21 protein-coding genes and 6 tRNA genes are annotated in these 20,876 nt (G+C 63.6%); 13 read left to right on the top strand and 14 right to left on the bottom strand.

The window, feature by feature from the left end; all coding sequences use genetic code 11:
* The first annotated feature begins 87 nt into the window (after positions 1-87).
* On the top strand, positions 88-642 hold the full coding sequence (locus F624_RS0127745; RefSeq protein WP_019577647.1) for a phasin family protein: 555 nt from the start codon (positions 88-90) through the stop codon (positions 640-642).
* Between the two features lie 169 nt (positions 643-811).
* Here the strand turns inward: F624_RS0127745 and F624_RS32915 are convergent, their stop codons facing one another.
* Positions 812-1,765, bottom strand: a complete 954-nt coding sequence (locus tag F624_RS32915; RefSeq protein ID WP_031256498.1) for a patatin-like phospholipase family protein — start codon at positions 1,763-1,765, stop codon at positions 812-814.
* Positions 1,766-1,956: 191 nt separating this feature from the next.
* On the opposite strand from F624_RS32915, the gene F624_RS0127735 reads away from it, so the two are divergent.
* Entirely contained in the window at positions 1,957-2,715 is a 759-nt protein-coding gene (locus F624_RS0127735; protein ID WP_019577645.1) for a 3-hydroxyacyl-CoA dehydrogenase, read from the top strand.
* Between the two features lie 165 nt (positions 2,716-2,880).
* Here F624_RS0127735 and F624_RS0127730 read toward each other — a convergent pair.
* The 11 genes from F624_RS0127730 to folC all read right to left on the bottom strand — a co-directional run bounded on the left by F624_RS0127730 (position 2,881) and on the right by folC (position 9,421).
* Positions 2,881-2,957, bottom strand: a tRNA-Asp gene (locus F624_RS0127730).
* 48 nt (positions 2,958-3,005) lie between these two features.
* A tRNA-Glu gene (locus F624_RS0127725) sits at positions 3,006-3,081 on the bottom strand.
* Positions 3,082-3,102: 21 nt separating this feature from the next.
* A tRNA-Ala gene (locus F624_RS0127720) sits at positions 3,103-3,178 on the bottom strand.
* Positions 3,179-3,235: 57 nt separating this feature from the next.
* Positions 3,236-3,312 (bottom strand) — tRNA-Asp (locus F624_RS0127715).
* A 47-nt stretch (positions 3,313-3,359) separates the two neighbouring features.
* A tRNA-Glu gene (locus F624_RS0127710) sits at positions 3,360-3,435 on the bottom strand.
* 35 nt (positions 3,436-3,470) lie between these two features.
* Positions 3,471-3,546 (bottom strand) — tRNA-Ala (locus tag F624_RS0127705).
* Between the two features lie 96 nt (positions 3,547-3,642).
* The gene (gene gltX / locus F624_RS0127700; protein WP_019577644.1) at positions 3,643-5,049 is read right to left on the bottom strand and encodes a glutamate--tRNA ligase; all 1,407 of its coding nucleotides are present in this window, start codon (positions 5,047-5,049) and stop codon (positions 3,643-3,645) included.
* 76 nt (positions 5,050-5,125) lie between these two features.
* Positions 5,126-6,631 carry an amidophosphoribosyltransferase gene (purF, locus tag F624_RS0127695; RefSeq protein WP_019577643.1) on the bottom strand — a complete coding sequence of 502 codons (1,506 nt, stop codon included), beginning with the start codon at positions 6,629-6,631 and terminating at the stop codon, positions 5,126-5,128.
* Positions 6,632-6,644: 13 nt separating this feature from the next.
* Entirely contained in the window at positions 6,645-7,130 is a 486-nt protein-coding gene (locus F624_RS0127690) for a CvpA family protein (RefSeq protein ID WP_027475891.1), read from the bottom strand.
* 29 nt (positions 7,131-7,159) lie between these two features.
* Complete coding sequence (locus tag F624_RS0127685) at positions 7,160-8,083, bottom strand: SPOR domain-containing protein (RefSeq protein WP_019577641.1); 924 nt, start codon at positions 8,081-8,083, stop codon at positions 7,160-7,162.
* A gap of 12 nt (positions 8,084-8,095) precedes the next feature.
* Complete coding sequence (folC, locus tag F624_RS0127680; RefSeq protein ID WP_019577640.1) at positions 8,096-9,421, bottom strand: bifunctional tetrahydrofolate synthase/dihydrofolate synthase; 1,326 nt, start codon at positions 9,419-9,421, stop codon at positions 8,096-8,098.
* 48 nt (positions 9,422-9,469) lie between these two features.
* Here folC and F624_RS0127675 point away from each other — a divergent pair, with 48 nt between their 5' ends.
* From F624_RS0127675 to F624_RS0127640, 8 genes are all read left to right on the top strand, one after another.
* On the top strand, positions 9,470-9,841 hold the full coding sequence (locus F624_RS0127675; RefSeq protein WP_019577639.1) for an ArsC family reductase: 372 nt from the start codon (positions 9,470-9,472) through the stop codon (positions 9,839-9,841).
* A gap of 132 nt (positions 9,842-9,973) precedes the next feature.
* Positions 9,974-10,546: a glycine zipper 2TM domain-containing protein gene (locus F624_RS0127670; RefSeq protein WP_019577638.1), complete on the top strand. Its 573-nt coding sequence runs from the start codon at positions 9,974-9,976 to the stop codon at positions 10,544-10,546.
* A gap of 154 nt (positions 10,547-10,700) precedes the next feature.
* Positions 10,701-11,018, top strand: coding sequence for a pyrimidine/purine nucleoside phosphorylase (gene ppnP, locus F624_RS0127665; RefSeq protein ID WP_019577637.1), 318 nt, complete (start codon positions 10,701-10,703; stop codon positions 11,016-11,018).
* A gap of 20 nt (positions 11,019-11,038) precedes the next feature.
* Entirely contained in the window at positions 11,039-12,376 is a 1,338-nt protein-coding gene (gene argG / locus F624_RS0127660) for an argininosuccinate synthase (protein WP_019577636.1), read from the top strand.
* Positions 12,377-12,784: 408 nt separating this feature from the next.
* Complete coding sequence (locus F624_RS0127655) at positions 12,785-15,136, top strand: ATP-binding protein (protein ID WP_019577635.1); 2,352 nt, start codon at positions 12,785-12,787, stop codon at positions 15,134-15,136.
* A gap of 19 nt (positions 15,137-15,155) precedes the next feature.
* Positions 15,156-15,893 carry a methyl-accepting chemotaxis protein gene (locus tag F624_RS0127650; RefSeq protein WP_019577634.1) on the top strand — a complete coding sequence of 246 codons (738 nt, stop codon included), beginning with the start codon at positions 15,156-15,158 and terminating at the stop codon, positions 15,891-15,893.
* On the top strand, positions 15,890-16,447 hold the full coding sequence (locus tag F624_RS0127645) for a hypothetical protein (protein ID WP_019577633.1): 558 nt from the start codon (positions 15,890-15,892) through the stop codon (positions 16,445-16,447). The genes F624_RS0127650 and F624_RS0127645 overlap by 4 nt, the downstream gene beginning before the upstream one ends.
* Positions 16,448-16,465: 18 nt before the next feature.
* Positions 16,466-16,831 carry a response regulator gene (locus F624_RS0127640; protein ID WP_019577632.1) on the top strand — a complete coding sequence of 122 codons (366 nt, stop codon included), beginning with the start codon at positions 16,466-16,468 and terminating at the stop codon, positions 16,829-16,831.
* A 32-nt stretch (positions 16,832-16,863) separates the two neighbouring features.
* On the opposite strand, the gene murB is transcribed toward F624_RS0127640, so the two are convergent.
* Positions 16,864-17,937 (bottom strand): UDP-N-acetylmuramate dehydrogenase, encoded by a 1,074-nt coding sequence (murB, locus tag F624_RS0127635; protein WP_019577631.1) that lies wholly within the window; start codon positions 17,935-17,937, stop codon positions 16,864-16,866.
* Between the two features lie 37 nt (positions 17,938-17,974).
* Between murB and F624_RS0127630 the strand changes: the two genes are divergently transcribed.
* From F624_RS0127630 to F624_RS0127620, 3 genes are read left to right on the top strand one after another with little or no spacing between them, the layout of a single operon-like run.
* Positions 17,975-18,460 (top strand): YajQ family cyclic di-GMP-binding protein, encoded by a 486-nt coding sequence (locus F624_RS0127630; RefSeq protein WP_019577630.1) that lies wholly within the window; start codon positions 17,975-17,977, stop codon positions 18,458-18,460.
* A 25-nt stretch (positions 18,461-18,485) separates the two neighbouring features.
* On the top strand, positions 18,486-19,160 hold the full coding sequence (locus tag F624_RS0127625; protein ID WP_019577629.1) for a TIGR02281 family clan AA aspartic protease: 675 nt from the start codon (positions 18,486-18,488) through the stop codon (positions 19,158-19,160).
* Positions 19,157-20,149, top strand: a complete 993-nt coding sequence (locus F624_RS0127620) for an HD-GYP domain-containing protein (RefSeq protein WP_019577628.1) — start codon at positions 19,157-19,159, stop codon at positions 20,147-20,149. Before F624_RS0127625 ends, F624_RS0127620 begins: the two co-directional genes overlap by 4 nt.
* Before the next feature lie 45 nt (positions 20,150-20,194).
* Here the strand turns inward: F624_RS0127620 and plsY are convergent, their stop codons facing one another.
* The gene (gene plsY, locus F624_RS0127615) at positions 20,195-20,827 is read right to left on the bottom strand and encodes a glycerol-3-phosphate 1-O-acyltransferase PlsY (protein ID WP_019577627.1); all 633 of its coding nucleotides are present in this window, start codon (positions 20,825-20,827) and stop codon (positions 20,195-20,197) included.
* Between the last annotated feature and the right edge of the window lie 49 nt (positions 20,828-20,876).

Raw genomic sequence — 20,876 nt, 5'->3', positions numbered from 1 at the left:
CATACTTCAACCCATGCTGCACTGCAACATGACTTAGTCGGTTCAGGGCAGAGGAAATTCCAATTCACTTTTTTAATAGGAGTCCCTATGTCTCTGACCACTGAACAAATCCTGGCTGCTCACAAGGCCAACGTCGAAACCCTGTTTGGCCTGACCACCAAGGCTTTCGAAGGCATCGAAAAGCTGGTTGAACTGAACGTGACCGCTTCGCGTGCCGCCCTGCAAGAAGCCGCCACCCACACCCAAGCCGTGCTGAACGTCAAGGACGCCCAAGAGCTGCTGGCTCTGCAAGCCAGCCTGTTCCAGCCCCTGGCTGAAAAGACCGCTGCTTACAGCCGTCACCTGTACGACATCGCTTCGGGCACCGGCGCCGAGTTCGGCAAGGCTGTCGAATCCAAGACCAGCGAAGTGCAAAAGTCCTTCGTGGGCCTGGTGGACAACGCTTCCAAGAACGCCCCCGCCGGCTCTGAAACCGCTGTGGCCGTGATCAAGAGCGCTGTGGCTGCTGCCAACAACGCTTTCGAATCGGTGCAAAAGGCTGTGAAGCAAGCTTCCGACGTGGCCGAAGCCAACTTCAACGCCGTGGCTGCCACCGCCGTGAACGCCGCCAAGACCGGCACCACCGCTGCCAAGAAGCGTTGATGGTCCTCCGCTGGCCTTGGCCAGCGGACCACCCGAATCCGGAGCCTGTTTTCTCAGTTGTCTCCTCGGATCTCTTCGATGCCTACGGCTCAGGGATCCCTTCAAAGCCCAGTCACCGACTGGGCTTTTTTATGCTCGGCACAGCACAGCGCATGCATTCAGGGCTCGGTCAGGGCTGACGGGCCAGCGCCAACGCAGCCTTCAAGCCTGGCAGAGCCTGCTGCATGGCCAGGCGACCGGCTTCGATGGAACGGCGCCGCGCCCCGAAATCAGCACTCTTCACCCCCGGCAATGCAGGCCGCACCACCAGATCCGCCTCTTTGAGCTCCCAGTTGTTGATGCTCTTGGACATGATGGCAAAGGTTTGCAGCAGGATCTGCAGCGAATCATTGGCCTGATTGCCTTCCGGCGGGCTGGAAATGTCCACCGCGACCACGTAGGTCGCCCCCATCTGGCGCGCAAAGCGCACCGGCACAGGCGATACCAGACCGCCATCCACATAGTCGTGGCCCCCGATGCTCACCGGCTGGAAGACCGAGGGCACGGCACTTGACGCTCGCACCGCCGTGCCCGTGTTGCCCCGCCGGAACAACACGCCCTGCCCGGTCTGTAGATCCGTCGCCACCACACCCAAGGGCAGTTTCATGTCCTCGATCAGGCGATTACCCAGCAGATTGTTCACATACCGTGCGAGGGCTTCGCCTTTGAGCATGCCGCGGCTGAACAAAGGCAGCGTCCAGTCGGTGATGGCCGCCTCCTCCATGGTTTCAGCCACCTGCTGCATCTGGGGCCCCGTCTTGCCACTGGCATAGAGCGCCGCCACCACACTGCCCGCCGAAGTGCCCACCACCAGATCGGGCTTGATACCCGCCTCTTCCAGCACCTGGATCACGCCGATATGGGCAAATCCGCGGGCGGCACCGCCCCCCAAAGCCAGCCCCACCTTCAAGGGTGGACGCGGTGGAGGCTCTGGCACGGCAGGTGGCGTCGGAACAGAGGCGGCGTCATTGCGCGTGGCGCCCGGTTTGACTTCGGGCGCGGTCGAACAGGCCGCCAGCAAGAGCGCGGCACACAGGCCGAGCGCCCAAGAACGGACACGGACACGGGCAGGCGCTGCCCGCATCGGGGCATTCAAGACAGGTTTCATGGAAAGATTCAATACGAACAAGTGCAAGCTGGCCCTGTGAGGCGCGCATCTGGTGCCATCAGGGCAAGTCCGGCATTGTGCCGTCTACACGTTGCCCGCATGATCGACGATGCCATAATTGACGTTTACGTAAACGTCACTCATCACATCACTCTCAAGGAGACAACATGCAAATCAAGGATCGGGTTTTCATCGTCACGGGCGGCGCCTCGGGTTTGGGCGAAGGCACGGCACGCATGCTGGCCGCCAACGGTGCCACGGTGGTCATCGCCGACATGCAAGCCGACAAGGGCGAAGCGGTGGCCCGCGAAATTGGTGGTGCCTTCGTCAAATGCGACGTCAGCCAGGAAGCCGATGGCCAAGCTGTGGTCGCCAAGGCCACATCCCTGGGCAAACTGGTGGGCTTGGTGAACTGCGCGGGCATCGCCCCGGCTGAAAAGACCGTTGGCAAAAACGGCCCGCACGCCCTGGCCGTTTACAGCAAAACCATCATGGTCAACCTGGTGGGCACTTTCAACATGATTCGCCTGGCGGCCGACGCCATGTGCAAGAACGAACCCGAAGCCACCGGCGAGCGCGGTGTGCTGATCTCGACCGCCTCGGTTGCAGCCTATGACGGCCAAATCGGCCAGGCGGCCTACAGCGCCTCCAAGGGCGGCGTGGTGGGCATGACCCTGCCGATTGCCCGCGATCTGGCACGCAACGGCATTCGCAACATGACCATCGCCCCGGGCATTTTCGGCACCCCGATGCTGTTCGGCATGCCGCAGGAAGTGCAAGACGCACTGGCCGCCAGCGTGCCCTTCCCGTCGCGCCTGGGCACCCCCAACGATTACGCCCGTCTGGCCCAGCACATCATTGAAAACGACATGCTCAACGGCGAAGTGATTCGCCTCGACGGCGCGATCCGACTGGCGCCGCGCTGATTCCTTGGCCTGCCAGGCTGGATGCGCTTGCCATCCGGTCTGGCAGAGCACTTTGGAGTGCTTCTTCGGCAGGCAACTCTTCCAGCCCCATCGCGCACGACATCATCCGGGCGTTTTGCAAACAAAAAAAAGGGTCACAGAAGACTCTGTGACCCTTTTCAGGTTTGGCGGAGTGGACGGGACTCGAACCCGCGACCCCCGGCGTGACAGGCCGGTATTCTAACCAACTGAACTACCACTCCTGGCAGACAGCTTTTGTGCTCTGTAGACAGAGCCAAGTGCTGCAAACTTGGCGACCCTACGGGGATTCGAACCCCGGTACTCACCGTGAAAGGGTGATGTCCTAGGCCTCTAGACGATAGGGTCAAACCTTGGACTAACCGAAATTGGTGGAGGTAAACGGGATCGAACCGATGACCTCTTGCATGCCATGCAAGCGCTCTCCCAGCTGAGCTATACCCCCAATTTTCTGGCTTTCAACCAAAAAACGCTTCTGACGTGAACGCCCGAAGACTTTGACTGGCGGAGTGGACGGGACTCGAACCCGCGACCCCCGGCGTGACAGGCCGGTATTCTAACCAACTGAACTACCACTCCTGGCAGGCAGCTTTGCGTTCTGTTTCCAGAACCAAGTGCTACAAACTTGGCGACCCTACGGGGATTCGAACCCCGGTACTCACCGTGAAAGGGTGATGTCCTAGGCCTCTAGACGATAGGGTCAAAACCTTGGACTACTTAACCATCAAAACAAACTGTGGTGGAGGTAAACGGGATCGAACCGATGACCTCTTGCATGCCATGCAAGCGCTCTCCCAGCTGAGCTATACCCCCACATCTAGCTTGATCTGACTTCAAGTCAGCTCATTTGTCTTCAACATCGTTTTATTTATGTCGTTAACTCCTGAGCCTCAAATTATAGTCACATTTTTAGGCGTTTCGCAATCTCAGCGAAATTTTTTCTCGACCGAGCAATTCAAGCACTGCATCGACCGACGGCGTATGCGCCGTACCAGCCGTGAGAACACGCACCGGCATCGCCAAGTGCGGCATCTTAAGGCCAAATTCGGTCAGTGTTTCCTTGATGGCTGCAGAAATCGATGCCTTGTCCCAGGCACAGACCTGCAGACGGGCGTCCAAGGCCTTGAGCGCAGGGCGCACGGCATCGGTGACGTGCTTGGCCAGTTCGTCAGCCTGGGGGCTGACTTCTTCGGCGTAGAACACCTTCACCCAATCGGCCAGGGCCACCAGCGTGTCGCAGCGGTCCTTGAACAGCCCGCAGATGGCTGGCAGGCGGCCATCGTCCAGACCAGACAGACCCAGCTTGGCAGCGAAGGGCAACACCAGGCCCGCCAGGGTGGCGTCATCCAGGGCCTTGAGGTGCTGGGCATTCACCCAGCGCAGCTTGGCCTCGTCGAACTGGGCGGCGCTGCGGCCCAGGTGATCCAGGTTGAACCAGCCCAGGAACTGCTCACGGCTGAAGATTTCATCGTCGCCATGCGACCAACCCAGTCGCGCCAGGTAGTTGACCATGGCGTCGGGCAGGTAGCCCTCGTCGCGGTACTGGGTCACCGGCTTGGCGCCATTGCGCTTGCTCATCTTTTCACCCTGCTCATTGAGCACGGTGGGCAGGTGGGCATACACCGGGGGTTCCTGGCCCAACGCACGGAAGATGTTGATCTGACGCGGCGTGTTGTTCACATGGTCATCGCCACGGATGACGTGCGTGATCGCCATGTCGATGTCGTCCACCACCACGCAGAAGTTGTAGGTCGGCGTGCCGTCAGGGCGGGCGATCACCAGATCGTCGAGTTCGTCGTTGCTGATCTCGATGCGACCCTTGACCTTGTCCTCCCACACCACCGAGCCCTCTTGGGGGTTCTTGAAGCGCAGCACCGGCTGCACACCTTCGGGAACGGGCGGCAAGGTCTTGCCGGGCGCCGGGCGCCAGGTGCCGTCATAACGGGGCTTTTCCTTGGCCGCCATCTGACGCTCACGCAGCGCGTCCAGTTCGGCCACGCTCATGTAGCAAGGGTAGACATGGCCGGCCGCCTCCAACTGGGCCAGCACTTCCTTGTAGCGCTCCATGCGCTGCATTTGATAGAAGGGGCCTTCGTCATGGTCCAGGCCCAGCCATTTCATGCCTTCGATGATCACATCCACCGCCGCCTGGGACGAGCGCTCCAGATCGGTGTCTTCGATGCGCAGCACGAACACCCCCTGGTTGGCCCGGGCAAAGGCCCAGGGATACAGCGCCGAGCGGATGTTGCCCAGGTGGATGAAGCCGGTTGGCGAAGGCGCGAAACGGGTGCGCACAGAGGGGGAAGCGGTGGTCATGATGTTCAGTGCTGAAAGGCCACTGGCCACCGAAGTGGCCAGGGCGGGGTGAAAGGCGAAAACGGCCGGGGCGGGCTCAGGCCTCCTGGGCGTTGGGCAAGGCCAGACGCGAGGTATCGGGCTCGCCCTCTTCCTGGCCCACCCGGTTCTCATTGAGGCGGGCGATGTCATCAGAGGTGATGTCACCGGTCACATAGATGCCGTCAAAACAGGAAGCATCAAAACCACTGATGCTGCTGTTGAGGGAGCCGATGGCGGCCTTCATGCCGTCAACGTCCTGGTAGATCAGGGCGTCGCAGCCAATGATCTGGCGAACTTCTTCCACGGTGCGGTCGTGGGCCACCAGCTCAGAGCTGGTGGGCATGTCGATGCCGTAGACGTTGGGGTAACGCACCGGCGGTGCGGCACTGGCCATGTAGACCTTGTTGGCGCCGGCGTCGCGGGCCATCTGCACGATCTCACGGCTGGTGGTGCCACGCACGATCGAGTCGTCGACCAGCAGCACATTGCGGCCCTTGAACTCGCTGCCGATCACGTTGAGCTTCTGGCGCACCGACTTCTTGCGCACGCCCTGGCCGGGCATGATGAAGGTCCGGCCCACATAACGGTTCTTGACGAAACCTTCGCGGTACGGAATGCCCAACAGGTGGGCCAGCTGGGTGGCGCTGGGCCGGCTGGATTCGGGGATCGGGATGACCACGTCAATCTCGCTCGGGGGCACGGTGGAGACCACCCGCTTGGCCAGGCTCTCACCCAGGTTCAGGCGCGCCTGGTAGACCGAGATGTTGTCCAGCACCGAGTCGGGGCGGGCCAGGTAGACGAATTCAAAAATACAGGGGTTGAGCTTGGGGTTGTCGGCGCATTGCTGGGACGACATCTGGCCCTTGAGGTCGATGAACACGGCCTCGCCCGGGTTCACATTGCGCTCGAACACATGGCCCGTGCCCTCCAGGGCCACCGACTCGCTGGCCACCATCACGGTGCCGTCGGCGCTGCGGCCCAAGGCCAAGGGGCGGATACCGTGCGGATCGCGGAAGGCCAGCAGACCATGGCCGGCAATCAGGGCGATCACCGCGTACGAACCCTTGACCCGCTTGTGCACCGCACGCACAGCCGTGAAGACTTCTTCGGCCTGCAGCGGCAGACCGCGGGTGGCGCGCTCGAGTTCGTGGGCGAACACGTTGAGCAGCACCTCCGAGTCACTTTCGGTGTTGGTGTGGCGGTGGTCGGTGGAGAACAGTTCCGAACGCAGGGTCTTGGCGTTGGTCAGGTTGCCGTTGTGCACCAGCACGATGCCAAAGGGCGCGTTCACGTAGAAGGGCTGGGCCTCTTCTTCGCTGTAGGCATTGCCGGCCGTGGGGTAGCGCACCTGGCCCAGGCCCACCGAACCCGGCAGTGCCCGCATGTTGCGGGTGCGGAAGACGTCACGCACCATGCCCTTGGCCTTGTGCATGAAGAATTTGCGCTCCTGCTGGGTCACGATGCCGGCCGCATCCTGGCCGCGGTGCTGCAACAGCAGCAAGGCATCATAGATAAGCTGATTCACAGGGGCGTTGCTGACAACGCCGACGATTCCACACATGACAAAACCCCGATCAAGGAAGATATCTTCCAAACTGTGCCGGCAAAGCCGGCTTCAAACCATCCAGCACCGCCGCAAGCACCGGTGCACCTTTTGACTCCTGCCACCATCCGCCCTCGTGCAGCGGCGTGACCTGGATCACCACCGCCACCGCGAGCAGTAATACCGCCCCTCGAACCAGTCCGAACAAGGCCCCCATGGCCCGATCCGCCGGCCGCATGCCGATGGCGGCCACCAATTTCTGCGCCATGAAGGCCACCAGTGCCGAGGCAAAGATCGCTGCCACAAACACCACCAGAAAACCGGCGGCATAACGCAAGGCCCCATCGGCCGAACCGAGCGGCAGGTAAGCCGCCGCGTCCAGCGCAAACCACTGCCCCGCCACAAACGCAATCACCCAGCCCGCCAAGGACACCGTCTCATACACCAGACCACGCCAGGCACCGATCACCAGGGACACCCCCAGCACGGCCAGCAGGACCATGTCCGTTACAGCCATAGCCATCCATCAGACTCCTGCATCATTGATCACAAGGTCAGGATGGATGCGGGAAGATCAAGAGACTTGATGCGAGATGCCGCCTTGTCGGCTTCGGCCTTGCCCGCAAAAGGGCCTACGCGCACACGGATGCGCTTGCCGTCACCGGTCTCGATCACCTGGGTATAGGTCTTGAGCCCCGCCTTTTCCAGCTTGAGGCGGGCGTCGCGGGCCTTGGTGGCGTCACTGAAGGCACCCACCTGCACGATGAAACGGGCACTGTCTGCCGCAGCAGGTGCATGCTGAGTGTCGGCCGCACTCTTGCCTTCGAGCAAGGCGCGCGCCCTGGCGGCATCATCAGCGGCCTTGCCGTCGGATTTGGCGTCAGACTTGGGTTCTGGCTTGGGTTCGGCCTTGGCCACGGCACGGGCTTCAGGCTTGGGCTCGGGTTTGGATTCCGGCTTGGGATCGGGCTTGCGCTCGACGCGGGCCTCCGGCTTGTCTTTGTGCTCGGGCTTGGGCTCTGATTTAGCCTCGGTTTTGGCCTCGACCTTGACCTCACTCTTGGGCTCGGCCTTGGGGGCTTCCTTGCGCGGCTCGGCCGCAGGCTTGGCAACGGCAGCACGGGTTTCTGTGCGCGGGCTCGAGGAAGACACCACCTCTTCATCAGGGCCTATGCCTGAATCCGATGCGCTGCTGACCGCCACCGGCGGGGTGGGCAAAGCCAGGGCAGGCGACTTGTTCTTGTCCGGGATGGCGATCGGAATGTCCACCGGGATCGGCCGGGGCTGCGTATCGAACAGCAGCGGAAAGCCCAGCACACCGGCCAGCACCAGAACGGCGGCACCGATCAATCGGTGGCGGGCGCGGCGGCGCAGCACTTCCACGCTGTCACCTTGCGATGAAGCCGGTGGCCGCTCGTCACGGCCTTTGGAAGCGCCCCCCAGGGGCCAGCGAAACTTGAAAAAAGCCATGAAGTGTGGGCGTCAGGCGTCCAGATGTTTGGCGTGAAGGCGGGGAATGCCGTCTTTGAGAACACCACCCACCGTGAAGAACGATCCAAAGACCACGATTCTATCAGCCGGGTCTGCGGCAGCCACAGCCGCTGCCAAGGCCTGCTGCGGATCCGGGAAGGTGGCGGTGCTGACCTCACGTCGGCCACCGGCCACCATCTGCAGCGCGTGCCACTTGGCTTGCAGCCCTGCGGCCGACTCGGCACGCGGGGTCGGCAGGTCGGTGAAATACCAGCGATCCACCAGGGGGGCCATGCGCGCCAGCATGGGGCCCAGGTCTTTGTCGGCCATGGCACCCAGCACCGCATGGGTACAAGGGTAAAAGCCCATCGCATCGAGGTTGGCCGACAGGGCGGCCACTGAGTGGGGGTTGTGCGCCACGTCCAGCACCAGCGCCGGCTGGCCGGGCACGATCTGGAAGCGGCCGGGCAACTCCACCATGGCCAGCCCGTTGCGCACCGCCTGCGCCGTGATGGGCAGACGCTCACGCAAGGCCGTCAAGGCCGCCAGCACGCCCGAGGCATTGACCAGTTGATTGGCGCCACGCAGCGCCGGATAGGCCAAACCACTGTAGCGGCGCCCGCGGCCGGCCCAACCCCATTGCAGCTTGTCGCCCGAGAAATTGAAATCCGTGCCGAAACGCCACAGGTCCGCGCCGATCTCCAGCGCCCGGTCCAGCACACTTTGCGGCGGCAGCGGGTCGCTCACCACCACCGGGCGCCCGGTGCGCATGATGCCGGCCTTCTCCAGGCCGATGGTCTCGCGGTCGTTGCCCAGGTACTCCATGTGGTCGAGGTCGATGCTGGTGATGATGGCGCAGTCGGTATCGATCAGGTTGACCGCATCCAGACGCCCGCCCAGCCCCACCTCCAGGATGGCCACGTCCAGCCCGGACATCGACAGGCAGCGCAGAATCGCCAGCGTGGTGAACTCGAAGTAGCTCAGCGACACCTCGTCGCCGCGCAGGCGCGCCAACTCCACCGCTTCAAAATGCGGCAGCAAGGCTTCGGGGGTGACGATCTCGCCATGCACCCGGCAACGCTCCTGGAAATGCACCAGGTGCGGCGAGGTGTACACCCCAGGCCGGTAGCCGGCCTGCAGCAGGATGGCCTCCAGCATGGCGCAGGTCGAGCCCTTGCCATTGGTGCCCGCCACCGTGATCACAGGCACGTCAAAACGCAGGTCCATGCGGCGCGCCACCTCGCGCACACGGTCCAGGCCCATCTCGATGTTTTTCGGGTGCAGCTGCTCGCAGTGGGTCAGCCAGGCGTCCAGGGTGGTAGGCAGGGGATTTCTCATAAGACCCGGGATTGTCGCGCAGCGCGGCCTGCTGCATCATCTCGGCCCATGAATCACCCCAAGATCACCGTCTACGGCATTCCCAACTGCGACACCGTCAAGAAAGCCCGCCAATGGCTCACCGAGCAAGGCCTGGCGTTTGACTTCCATGACTTCAAGAAACAAGGCGTGCCCGAAGCCGGGCTGGACGCCTGGCTGCCAGCCCTGGGCTGGGACAAGCTGGTGAACCGCCAGGGCACCACCTGGCGCAAGCTGGATCCGGCCCTGCAAAGCGGCGTCCAGGACGATGCCAGCGCGCGCGCCCTGATGCTGCAGCAGCCCAGCGTGATCAAGCGCCCCGTGGTCGACTGGGGACCCCAGGCCCAGCCCCGCTTCACCGTGGGTTTCAAGGCTGAAACCTGGACTCAACTGGGCCGCTGAGGCCAGACTCACTTCCTGTTACATCCTTTTACAGCCGCGCCGACACACCTCAGGAACCCGCTCTCTAGACTGCGGGTCAACCCTGGAACGCCCACAAGCGTTCAACCAGCAACAATTGAACTGAGGTTTTCCATGAACAAGCACTTTGTCTTCGGCCTGGCCCTGTTGAGCACCGCCGTGATGGCGGGCAACGCATCGGCCCAGGAAATGGCCCGTGTGCTCTCCACCACCCCCATCATCCAGCAGGTGGCAGTTCCCCAGCAGGTCTGCACCAACCAGCAGGTGGCCACGCCAGGCGGCACCTCGGGCGCCGGTGCGGCGATGGGTGCGGTCGCGGGTGGGGCTCTCGGCAACGCGGTGGGGGGCGGCAGTGGCAAGGCCATTGCCACCGTGCTGGGCGTCGTGGGGGGCGCCGTGCTGGGCAACTCGATTGAAGGCCCCAGCCAACCCCAGGTTCGCAACGTGCAGAACTGCAGTACCCAGACCATGTACGAGAACCGCACCGTGGCCTACAACGTGAGCTATGAATACGCCGGTCGCCAGTACACGGTTCAGATGCCCAACGACCCCGGCCAGTACCTGCCCGTGCAGGTGAGCCCCGTCATCAACGGGCGCGTCAGCCACCCCAGCTACCCGGCTTCCGGCCCACAGCCCGTGACGGCACCGGTCTACAACAGCACGCCCCAACCCTACCCGGCACATTGATGCAATATGCGCGCCGGGCGCGGCAGTGAGTCCGCGCGCCCGGCCGAAGGCCTGCGACGTGGCCTAAAATCGAGGTTTGCCCGAATTCGACCCCATGCGCACCGCCTGCCGGTGCAGGTCGGCTTGTGGCCTCACCTCCAACGGATTCACCTCCATGACCACTGAAACCATCCAGAACGTGGCCCTGACCACGAAAGCCAACGTCTACTTTGACGGCAAGTGCGTGAGCCACGGCTTCACCCTGGCCGACGGCACCCAGAAAAGCGTCGGTGTGATCCTGCCCGCCACGCTGACCTTCAACACCGGCGCCCCGGAAATCATGGAAGGCGTGGGTGGTTCGTGCGAATACAAGCTGGCCGGCACCTCGGAGTGGGTCAAGGCTGGCGCCGGCGAATCGTTCAAGGTTCCTGGCAACTCCTCGTTCGAGATCCGCGTGACCGAGGCTTACCACTACATCTGCCACTTCGGCTGATCCACCCACAAGGACCGAACATGGCCACCATTTTGCAAGACCTGCCCCTGGGGCAAAAAGTCGGTATCGCCTTCTCCGGCGGCCTGGACACCAGCGCTGCGCTGCTGTGGATGAAGAAGAAGGGCGCCCTGCCCTACGCCTACACCGCCAACCTGGGCCAGCCCGACGAGCCCGACTACGACGAGATCCCGCGCAAGGCCAAGCTCTACGGCGCCGAACAGGCCCGCCTGGTCGACTGCCGCACCCAACTGGCCCACGAAGGCATTGCCGCCTTGCAGGCCGGCGCCTTCCACATCTCCACCGCGGGCGTCACCTACTTCAACACCACCCCGCTGGGCCGTGCCGTGACCGGCACCATGCTGGTGGCCGCCATGAAGGAAGACGACGTCAACATCTGGGGCGACGGCAGCACCTTCAAGGGCAATGACATCGAGCGCTTCTACCGCTACGGTCTGCTGACCAACCCGGCGTTGAAGATCTACAAGCCCTGGCTGGACCAGAAGTTCATCGACGAACTCGGTGGCCGCGCCGAGATGTCGGCCTTCATGACGGCCGAAGGCTTCGGCTACAAGATGTCGGCTGAAAAAGCCTACTCGACCGACTCCAACATGCTGGGCGCCACCCACGAGGCCAAGGACCTGGAAAACCTCAACAGCGGCATCCGCATCGTCAACCCCATCATGGGTGTGGCCTTCTGGCGCGACGATGTTGAAGTCAAGCGCGAAGAAGTCAGCGTGACCTTCGAAGAAGGCCAGCCCGTGGCCCTCAATGGCATCCAGTTCAATGACCCCGTCGAACTGATTCTGGAAGCCAACCGCATCGGTGGCCGCCATGGCCTGGGCATGAGCGACCAGATCGAAAACCGCATCATCGAAGCCAAGAGCCGCGGCATCTACGAAGCCCCCGGCCTGGCCCTGCTGCACATTGCCTACGAGCGCCTGGTCACCGGCATCCACAACGAAGACACCATCGAGCAGTACCGCGTCAACGGCCTCAAGCTGGGCCGCCTGCTGTACCAGGGCCGCTGGTTCGACCCGCAAGCCATCATGCTGCGCGAAACCGCCCAGCGCTGGGTGGCCCGCGCCATCACCGGTACCGTCACGCTGGAGCTGCGCCGCGGCAACGATTACTCGCTGCTGAACACCGAAAGCCCCAACCTGACCTACGCGCCCGAGCGCCTGTCGATGGAAAAGGTCGAAGACGCACCGTTCTCGCCCGCCGACCGCATCGGCCAGCTGACCATGCGCAACCTCGACATCGTCGACACCCGCGACAAGCTTGGCATCTACACCAATGCCGGCCTGCTGTCGCTGGGCGGCAACTCGCCCCTGCCCTCGCTGCCGCGCAAGCAGGACTGAGCGCCCCCCCCTCTGATGCCGCCCTTCGGGTGGCATCCCCCAACAAGCCAGCGGCCAACAGCCGACTGGCTTTTTTTTCGTTCGCAGCCCACCGGGCGCACTCTGATGCCTCGCATCACCCTTTGCAATTCCTGAGCAACCTCAGCATCTCGTGGTCATAAAAATCACCTGACCTGCCATCGTCCGGCCATGCATTGCGCCGTTTCATACAGGCGTCATGGTTCCGCCATCGGGGGGTCATGGCATCCCGGGAAGATCAAGCCCCAAGCCCGGCACCTGTTCAGTCTGCTCACGCAGCCCCCTACAGGCGACAGGGCAAAACACCCAACCCATCACCACCGTTCACACCCCTCGGCCACAAGCCGGCATCCGGTGTCCGGTGGACCGACTCTCGCGAAGGACACTGTCATGAACATACGTCAACGCATCGTGTTGCTGATCACCCTGACCTTTCTGGCCCTCAGCTCGATCGGCGCCTTTGCCGTGTTCCAGTCACATGGCAGCGCCTCCGAGGTGCGCAGCGTGACCGAGGGCGTGGTGCCCAGCGCCATGCACTCGGTGGAGTTGCAAGGCCAGCTCAAGGATGTGCAGATGGCCGCCATGAGCATGGTGGCCGCCCCCGATGAACAGACCGTGGCCCGCACCCGCGACGAACTGGCCCAGAAGAAGGAGATCCTGCAAAAGGCGCTGGACCACCAACTCGAGATGGCCGACAGCACCGCCCAGAAAGGCCTGGTCAAAGAGGCCGCAGAAAGCCTGAAGAACTACTTCAGCGCCATCGACGACACCGCCAACTTCAAGCTCAAGGGCATGAAGGACATGGCTGAGGCCAACATGGGCGCCACGGTCGACCAGTACCTGCGCGAGCAAGGGGCCCTGCTCGACACGCTGCAGATCGAAAAGCGCCGCAGCAAAGATGCGGCCATCGAGAGCATGAACAGCCACCTCACCAGCACCACCACCACACTGACCATCGCCACCGTGCTGGCCGTGGTGTTGCTGGTGGCCATTGGCCGCATTCTGTACCGCCAGGTGGTGCACCCGATCAAGGACATGGAATTGAAGATGACCGAGATCGCCACCAGCCAGGACTACACCCACCGCCTGCCCGTCACCCGGCAGGATGAGGTGGGGCGCTCGATCACCGCATTCAACACCATGATCGAGAAGATCGAGGAAAGCAGCGCCCTGGTGCGCCAGAAAACTGCCGACATCCACGCCATGCTGCACAACGTGCCCCAGGGCATTCTGACGATCGAAAACGGCAACACCATCCACCCCGAGTTCTCCGACTTCCTGAGCACCGTACTGGAGACCGAAGACATCGCCGGGCGCGATTTCATCGAGGTGATTTTTGCCGGCGTGAACCTCGGTGCCGATGCCCGATCGCAGGTCGAGGCTGCGGTGGCCGCCTGCATCGGCGAAGACCGCATGAATTTCGACTTCAACGCCCACTTGCTGCCCCGCGAGGTGGAAAAGACCCTGCCTGATGGCCGCGTCAAGATCCTGGACCTGATCTGGTCGCCGATCACCAACGAGCAAGACAGCACCGAGCGCCTGCTGCTGTGCGTGCGTGATGTGACCGAACTCAAATCCCTGGCCAAGGCGGCCGATGCCCAGAAACGCGAGCTGGCCATGATCGGAGAGATCCTGTCGGTGCCGCAGGACCGCTTCAAAGGCTTCCTGGCCAGTGCCCGCCAGTTCCTCGACGAGAACCAGCAAACCCTGGAAACCGCCGCCAGCCAGGACGACGCCACGCGGCGCCAGCACCTGGGCCTGCTGTTCCGCAACATGCACACCGTCAAGGGCAACGCGCGCACCTACGGTCTGCACACCCTGACCGACGTGCTGCACCAGGCCGAGCAAAGCTATGACGACCTGCGCCAGCAAGAGGCCCTGGAATGGGACAACGAGCGCTATCTGAATGAATTGGCCCAAGCCCGCCACACGCTGGAGGAATACGCCACGCTCAACGCCGACAAGCTCAGCCGCGGCAATGACGCGACCGAAGACGCAGGGCACAGCGTGTCGCAGGCCGAGATCCAGCACACCTTGCAAATGCTGGAGGGCGTGGACACCAGCGACCTGAGCGCTGCTGCGCAGGCCATCCGCGACATCAAGAGCCGCCTGGCCACCCTGGGCAGCAAATCGCTGCAGGACACCCTGTCCAGCGTGTTCGAATCGCTGCCCTCGCTGGCCCTCGAACTGGGCAAGGAGGCGCCCAAGCTGGTCCTGGCCGATCAGGGCGTGCTGCTGCGTCCGACCGCTGCCCCCTTGTTGCGCAATGTGTTCATGCACCTGCTGCGCAACGCCATGGACCACGGCATCGAGCCCATTCTGGACCGCGTGGCAGCCGACAAGCCGATTGCCGGCACCATCCGGATCGACCTGCAACTGGACGCCCAGGGTCTGCACCTGGTGCTGAGCGACGATGGCAAAGGCCTGGCCCTGCAGCGCATCCGGGCCAAGGCGATCGAGCAAGGCCTGCTCGATGCCAGCCAGCACCCTGAAGCCCAGGATCTGGCCCAGCTGATCTTCGCCCCCGGCTTTTCCACCGCCAGCACGGTCACCGAGGTGTCCGGGCGCGGTGTCGGCATGGACGCCGTGAAGATGTTTGTCGAATCAGCCGGTGGCCGCATCGAGTTGCGGCTGTTGGCCGAGGCGACCCAGCGCGAGCACGTTCCCTTCGAGACACGGATCCATCTCCCCGCTTCGCTGGGCGTGCACGCCGCGGCTCAGCAACGACCGCAAACCGCTTGAGCAAGAAAAGGCACGCAAGATGACGACCACGCTGATGCTGACCCTCCTGATGGGCGCCATCGTGATGAGCATGCTGCTGGGCTGGCGCGCCCACAGGCTGAACGCCACCCTGCAGACCATGGTCCCGCGGCAACTGCTGGAAGACAGCAACCAGCGCGCCCAGGCCAGAGCCGCCGACCTGCAAGACCAGATCGAAGCCCTGGAGCAGCGCCTGCACGACGCTCAAAGGCAATGGGACGCCCGCCAGCAAGCGCTGATCGGTGAGCAACAGCTGCGCCTGACGCACAGCCAGGCCCAGGCCAGCCAGGCCCAGACCCAGATCGCCAGCCAGTGCGACACGCTGGACCGTTCCATCACCGAACTGCGCAACGTGGGCAAGACCTACGAGCGCTGGCACGCCAGCATGGACTTTCTGCTCGGCCACAACCGGGCCATGCACAACAAGAACGACGAATTCGCTTCCATCGTACGCCAATTGGTGATCGTGGCACTCAACGCCTCCATCGAGGCGGCGCGGGCCGGCACCATGGGGCGGGGCTTCGCGGTCGTGGCTGACGAGATGCGCTCGCTGTCGGTGCGCGCCGAAAAGCTGGCCCAGGATTTTCGCAGCAGCCTGTACGAGAACGACCTCATCACCACCACCACCTTCCAGGACATGCAGGCCGGCGGCAAGATGATCGTGGGCGCCGTCACCGGGCTGGAGCTGCAAAACCGCAAGATCCTGAATCTTGTCAGCGAACAGGACGCCACCGCATGATCAGCAGCCGCGCCAAAGCAGGCTTCGACAAGATGGTGATGCAGGGTCTGAAGGCCGCCTTGGCGCCCTCGCCCGACGAGGTGACAGAACTGGTCACCTTGCCCGAGCTGCGCCAGCCACCCGAATCGCACGCGGCCTTGCTGAGCATTGCCTCGCTGACGTTTCGCATGCTGATCGTGCTGCACTTCAGCCACAACGATGCAACACGCCGCCACTTTGCCCGGCTCAGCCGGCAAAAGGCCGAAGAGATGTCGGAGCAATCATTTCTGGATGCCATCTGCGAAGCAGGCAACCTGTGCTGCGGCGGCGTCAACCGCGATCTAGGTTCGGTCTTCCCCTGGGTGGGCATGTCCACCCCCAACATCGTTGACAGCCGCTGCACGGCCCACCTGGGCATCCTCAAGTACGGACATCTGCAGCACTTCCGGCTCAGCGTGACCGACAGCCCGCCCCTGTTTCTGACGCTCTGCGTGAGCGAATCAGAAGACCTCGATTTCGACTTCCAGATCCCCGACCTGGCCGAACAGGGCACCGGTGAACTGGAAATGTTTTGACTCAAGAAGGAACAAGCCATGGCACAGATTCTCGTCGTTGACGACTCCAGCACCGTTCGCAATGAAGTCGGTGACTTCCTGAAATCCAATGGCCTCGGCGTGGCATTCGCCGTCGACGGTCGTGACGGGCTGGCCAAACTCAAGGGCGACCCTGGCGTGAAGCTGGTCATCTGCGACGTCAACATGCCCAACATGGACGGCCTGACCATGGCCGAGAAAGTGCGCAGCGAGCTGAAGAATGGCAGCGTCAACATCATCATGCTGACCACCGAAAACTCACCCGCCATGAAAGAGCGCGGCAAGGCGGCCGGCATCAAGGGCTGGATCGTCAAGCCCTTCAACGGCCCGGCCGTGATCGCCTCGCTCAAGAAGATGGTGGCTTGATCGCTCAGGCGCCCCGATCCGGGCGCCGGGGTTCAGATCACCACGGGCTCGGGCTCCAGTCGGATGCCGAAGCGTTCATACACGCTGGTCTGGATGGCCCGGGCCAGGGTCATCACCTCGCCGCCGGTCACGCTGTCAGCGCCGTGGCCACGGTTCACCAGCACCAGGGCCTGCTTGTCGTACACCCCGGCCTTGCCCACCGACTTGCCCTTCCAGCCACAGGCGTCGATCAACCAGCCCGCCGCCAGCTTGATGCTGCCGTCGGCCATGGGGTAATGCACGATGCGGGGCTCGCGGGCAATGATGTCGGCACACTGCTCAGGCGTGACCGAGGGGTTCTTGAAAAAGCTGCCGGCATTGCCCACCTCGGCCGGGTCGGGCAGCTTGCTGCGGCGGATGTCGCACACCCAGTCGAAGATCTGCCGCGCCTCGGGCCGTTCGATGCCGGCCTGGACGCGGCGCCGCTCCAGGTCCAGGTAGCCCAGCTCGGGCCTCCAGGGCTTGGGCAGGCGCAGGCGCACCCGGGTGATCACGGCCCGGCCGGCCAGCCCCAGCCCCAGGGGCAGTGAGGCATTCTGCGGCGAGGCAGGCGCCCGGTGCTTGAACACCGAGTCGCGGTAGCCGAAGGCGCATTGGGCAGCATTCAGGGTGAAGGTCTGCCCGGTCAGCAGGTCGAAGGCATCGAGCGATTCAAAGCGGTCCTGCAGTTCGACGCCATAGGCGCCGATGTTCTGCACCGGCGAGGCGCCCACCGTGCCCGGGATCAGGGCCATGTTCTCCAGGCCGGGCAGGTTCTGGTCCAGGGTCCAGGCCACGGTGTCGTGCCAGGCCTCGCCCGCACCCGCCTCGACAATCCAGGCGCGGGGGGTTTCGTCCAGCACGCGCAGGCCTTTGATCTCCATCTTCAGCACCACATCGCGCACATCGCCGGTGAGCACGATGTTGCTGCCCCCGCCCAGCACCCACTTGGGCGCCGGGCCCAGTTCGGGGTCGGCCATCAGCTCGCTCAGATCGGCCTGGGCGCGCACGCGCACCAGGGTCTGGGCACGGGCCGCGATCCCGAAGGTGTTGTAAGGCTGGAGCGGGACATTTTTCTCGACTAACATCGGCAACATTGTCTCATTTGCCCTGGTTCATCCTGTCATGCCCTCATTCGATACCGTCTGCGAAGCCAATCTGGTGGAAGTCAAAAATGCCGTTGAAAACGCGGCCAAGGAAATCAGCACCCGCTTCGATTTCAAGGGCACCTCTGCCGCCATCGAACTCAAGGACAAGGAAATCACCCTCTTCGGCGACGCCGAGTTCCAGCTCGACCAGGTCGAAGACATCCTGCGCAACAAGCTGACCAAGCGCAATGTGGACGTGCGCTTCCTCGACAAGGGCGCCGTCCAGAAGATCGGTGGCGACAAGGTCAAGCAGGTGGTCAAGGTGCGCAACGGCATCGAATCCGAGGCTGCCAAGAAGATCCAGAAGCTGATCAAGGACAGCAAGCTCAAGGTCCAGGCCGCCATCCAGGGCGATGCGGTGCGTGTCACCGGCGCCAAGCGCGATGATCTGCAGACCGCCATGGCCCTGATCCGCAAAGACATCACCGACATCCCGGTCGACTTCAACAACTTCCGCGACTGATCCGCTGCGCATGCCCCATCGGTCCATGCCGCCCCCCTCACTGCGGCCCCGGCTTGTCGGCCTGGCCCTGATGGGGCTGGCCTGGGGCCTGAGCCTGCCTGCCTCGGCCCAGGTGGTGCTCTCGGGCATCCTGGGCGGACGGGCCTTGCTGCTGGTGGGGGCCTCTGCGCCCAAGGCCGTGGCCCCGGGCGAAACCTTCCAGGGCGTGCGCCTGGTGTCGCTCGACAAGGACAGCGCCCTGCTTGAGCAGGACGGCCAGCGCTTCACGCTGCGCCTGGGCGAGTCACCGGTGCAGGTCAAGCCCGGCAGCGCCGTGGCACGCCCGGCCAACGGCAAACGCATCACCCTGACCTCCGACAGTACCGGCCACTTCAAGAGCCAGGGCAGCATCAATGGTCAGATCATGCAGTTCGTGGTCGACACCGGGGCCACCGTGGTGTCCATCGGCCGACCCGATGCCGAGCGCATGGGCCTGGCCTTCCTCGGTGGACAGCCGGTGCAGATGCAAACCGCCAATGGCACCGCACAGGGCTGGCGCCTCCAGTTGCAAAGCGTGCGCATCGGCGATGTCGAAGTGTTTGATGTGGAAGCGGTTGTCACGCCCATGGCCATGCCGGTGGTGCTGCTGGGCAACAGCTTTCTGAATCGGTTCCAGATGCACCGGGTCAGTGACCAGATGGTGCTGGAAAAACGACTGTGAGCGGCGACACCCTGCCCATGCACCTGGCCCAGGATGGCCCAAGCGAAAGCTATGAGGACCTACTGAGCCAATGGAGCGACCTGGAATCCGGGTTGGGCATGCTGCTGGCCGTGCCCGACAACGTCGACAGCTTTCATCAGAAGGTGCGGCAGTACGACCGCTGGATGCAGGACCTGCTAGAACAGGACGCCGACACCGCGCTGTACCTGTTGTTTCAAATGGCGGGCACCTCGATCGCGGGCTACAGCACCACCCACTCGCTGGTGTGCGCGGCGCTGTGCCACATCATCGCGCTGGAACTGCAACTGCCCAGCGCACAACGCGACAGCCTGGTGGCCGCGGCCCTGACGATGAACATCTCCATGACGGCGCTGCAGGACGAACTGGCCGAGCAGACCACCCGCCCCTCGGTCGAGCAGCAGACCAACATCGACGCCCACTCGGTCAAAAGCTGCATGCTGCTGGCCCGTGTGGGCATCAAGGACGAACTCTGGCTGGCCATCGTGGCCTCGCACCACGAGAACCTGCCCCTGACGCTGCCCGGCAGCGTGCCCGATCCGGTGCTGCGCCTGACCCACATCCTGCAGGTGATCGACCGCTATGCCGCCATGATCAGCCCGCGGCGCTCACGCCCAGGCCGCAGCGTGACCGACTCGCTGCGCGCAGTCATCAGCGCCAGTCAGGGACGCCATGATGATGTGGCCCAAGCCCTGGTGCGGCACGTGGGCCTGTGCCCGCCCGGCACCTATGTGAGGCTCGACAACCAGGACCTGGCCGTGGTGCTGAGGCGCACCGCGCAACTCAACCAACCGCTGGTGGCCAGCCTCATCGACCCGCGTGGCGAGCCCTTCCCGCACCCGCGCCTGCGCAACATCGCCCTGGGCGAGCAACGCATCCAGGCGGCGGTGCCCTCCGATGCAGTCAAGCTCATGATCAACCACGCGGTCATGATCTCGGTGGCCCGCTCGCAACAACCCCGCGGCTTCTGACAGGCCGCGCCGGATGGTTCTGGCCGGCCTGGTGGGCCAGAGACCTCAGGCTTTCTTCTTCTGCCCCAGACGCGACTCGGTACCCGCCAGCAGGCGCTGGATGTTCTCGCGGTGCCGATAGACCAGCAAAGCCGCCATGGCCACCAGGGCCAGCAACTCAGGCGTCTCGGCATACCAGGCGGTGCCACTGGCCAGCACGTAAACCAGCGGAGCCGCCACGGCCGCCGTCAGCGAAGACAGCGAGGAATAACGAAACAGCACCGCCATCAACAGCCAGATCGCACCGGCCGCCAGGCCCAGCACCGCATCGACGCCAAACAACACCCCCAGGGCAGTGGCCACGCCCTTGCCCCCCTGGAAGCGGAAGAACACCGGGTACAGATGGCCCAGAAAGGCCGCCAGCCCCACCAGGGCCACCGTGCCGTCGTCCAGGCCCCAGCGGCGGCCATACCAGCGCACCAGCACCACGGGCAGCCAGCCCTTGAGCGCATCGAGCAAGAGCGTGACAACGGCCGCCGCCTTGCTGCCCGAACGCAGCACATTGGTGGCGCCCGGGTTCTTGCTGCCATAGGTGCGTGGGTCGTTCAGGCCCATCACGTGGCTCACGATGACGGCAAACGACAGCGAACCGAGCAGGTAGGCCAACAGCGTGGCCGCCAGTGTGTAAAGAATCTCCAACTTGTTCTACCTCTGTGCTATCTGCAAAAAGCCCTGATCCGGGCGCGAC

It is taken from the genome of Curvibacter lanceolatus ATCC 14669 (genome assembly GCF_000381265.1).
GTDB lineage: Bacteria > Pseudomonadota > Gammaproteobacteria > Burkholderiales > Burkholderiaceae_C > Curvibacter > Curvibacter lanceolatus.
Note: the sequence above shows the minus strand (reverse complement) of the source record. Positions and strands in the feature narration are given on the sequence as shown.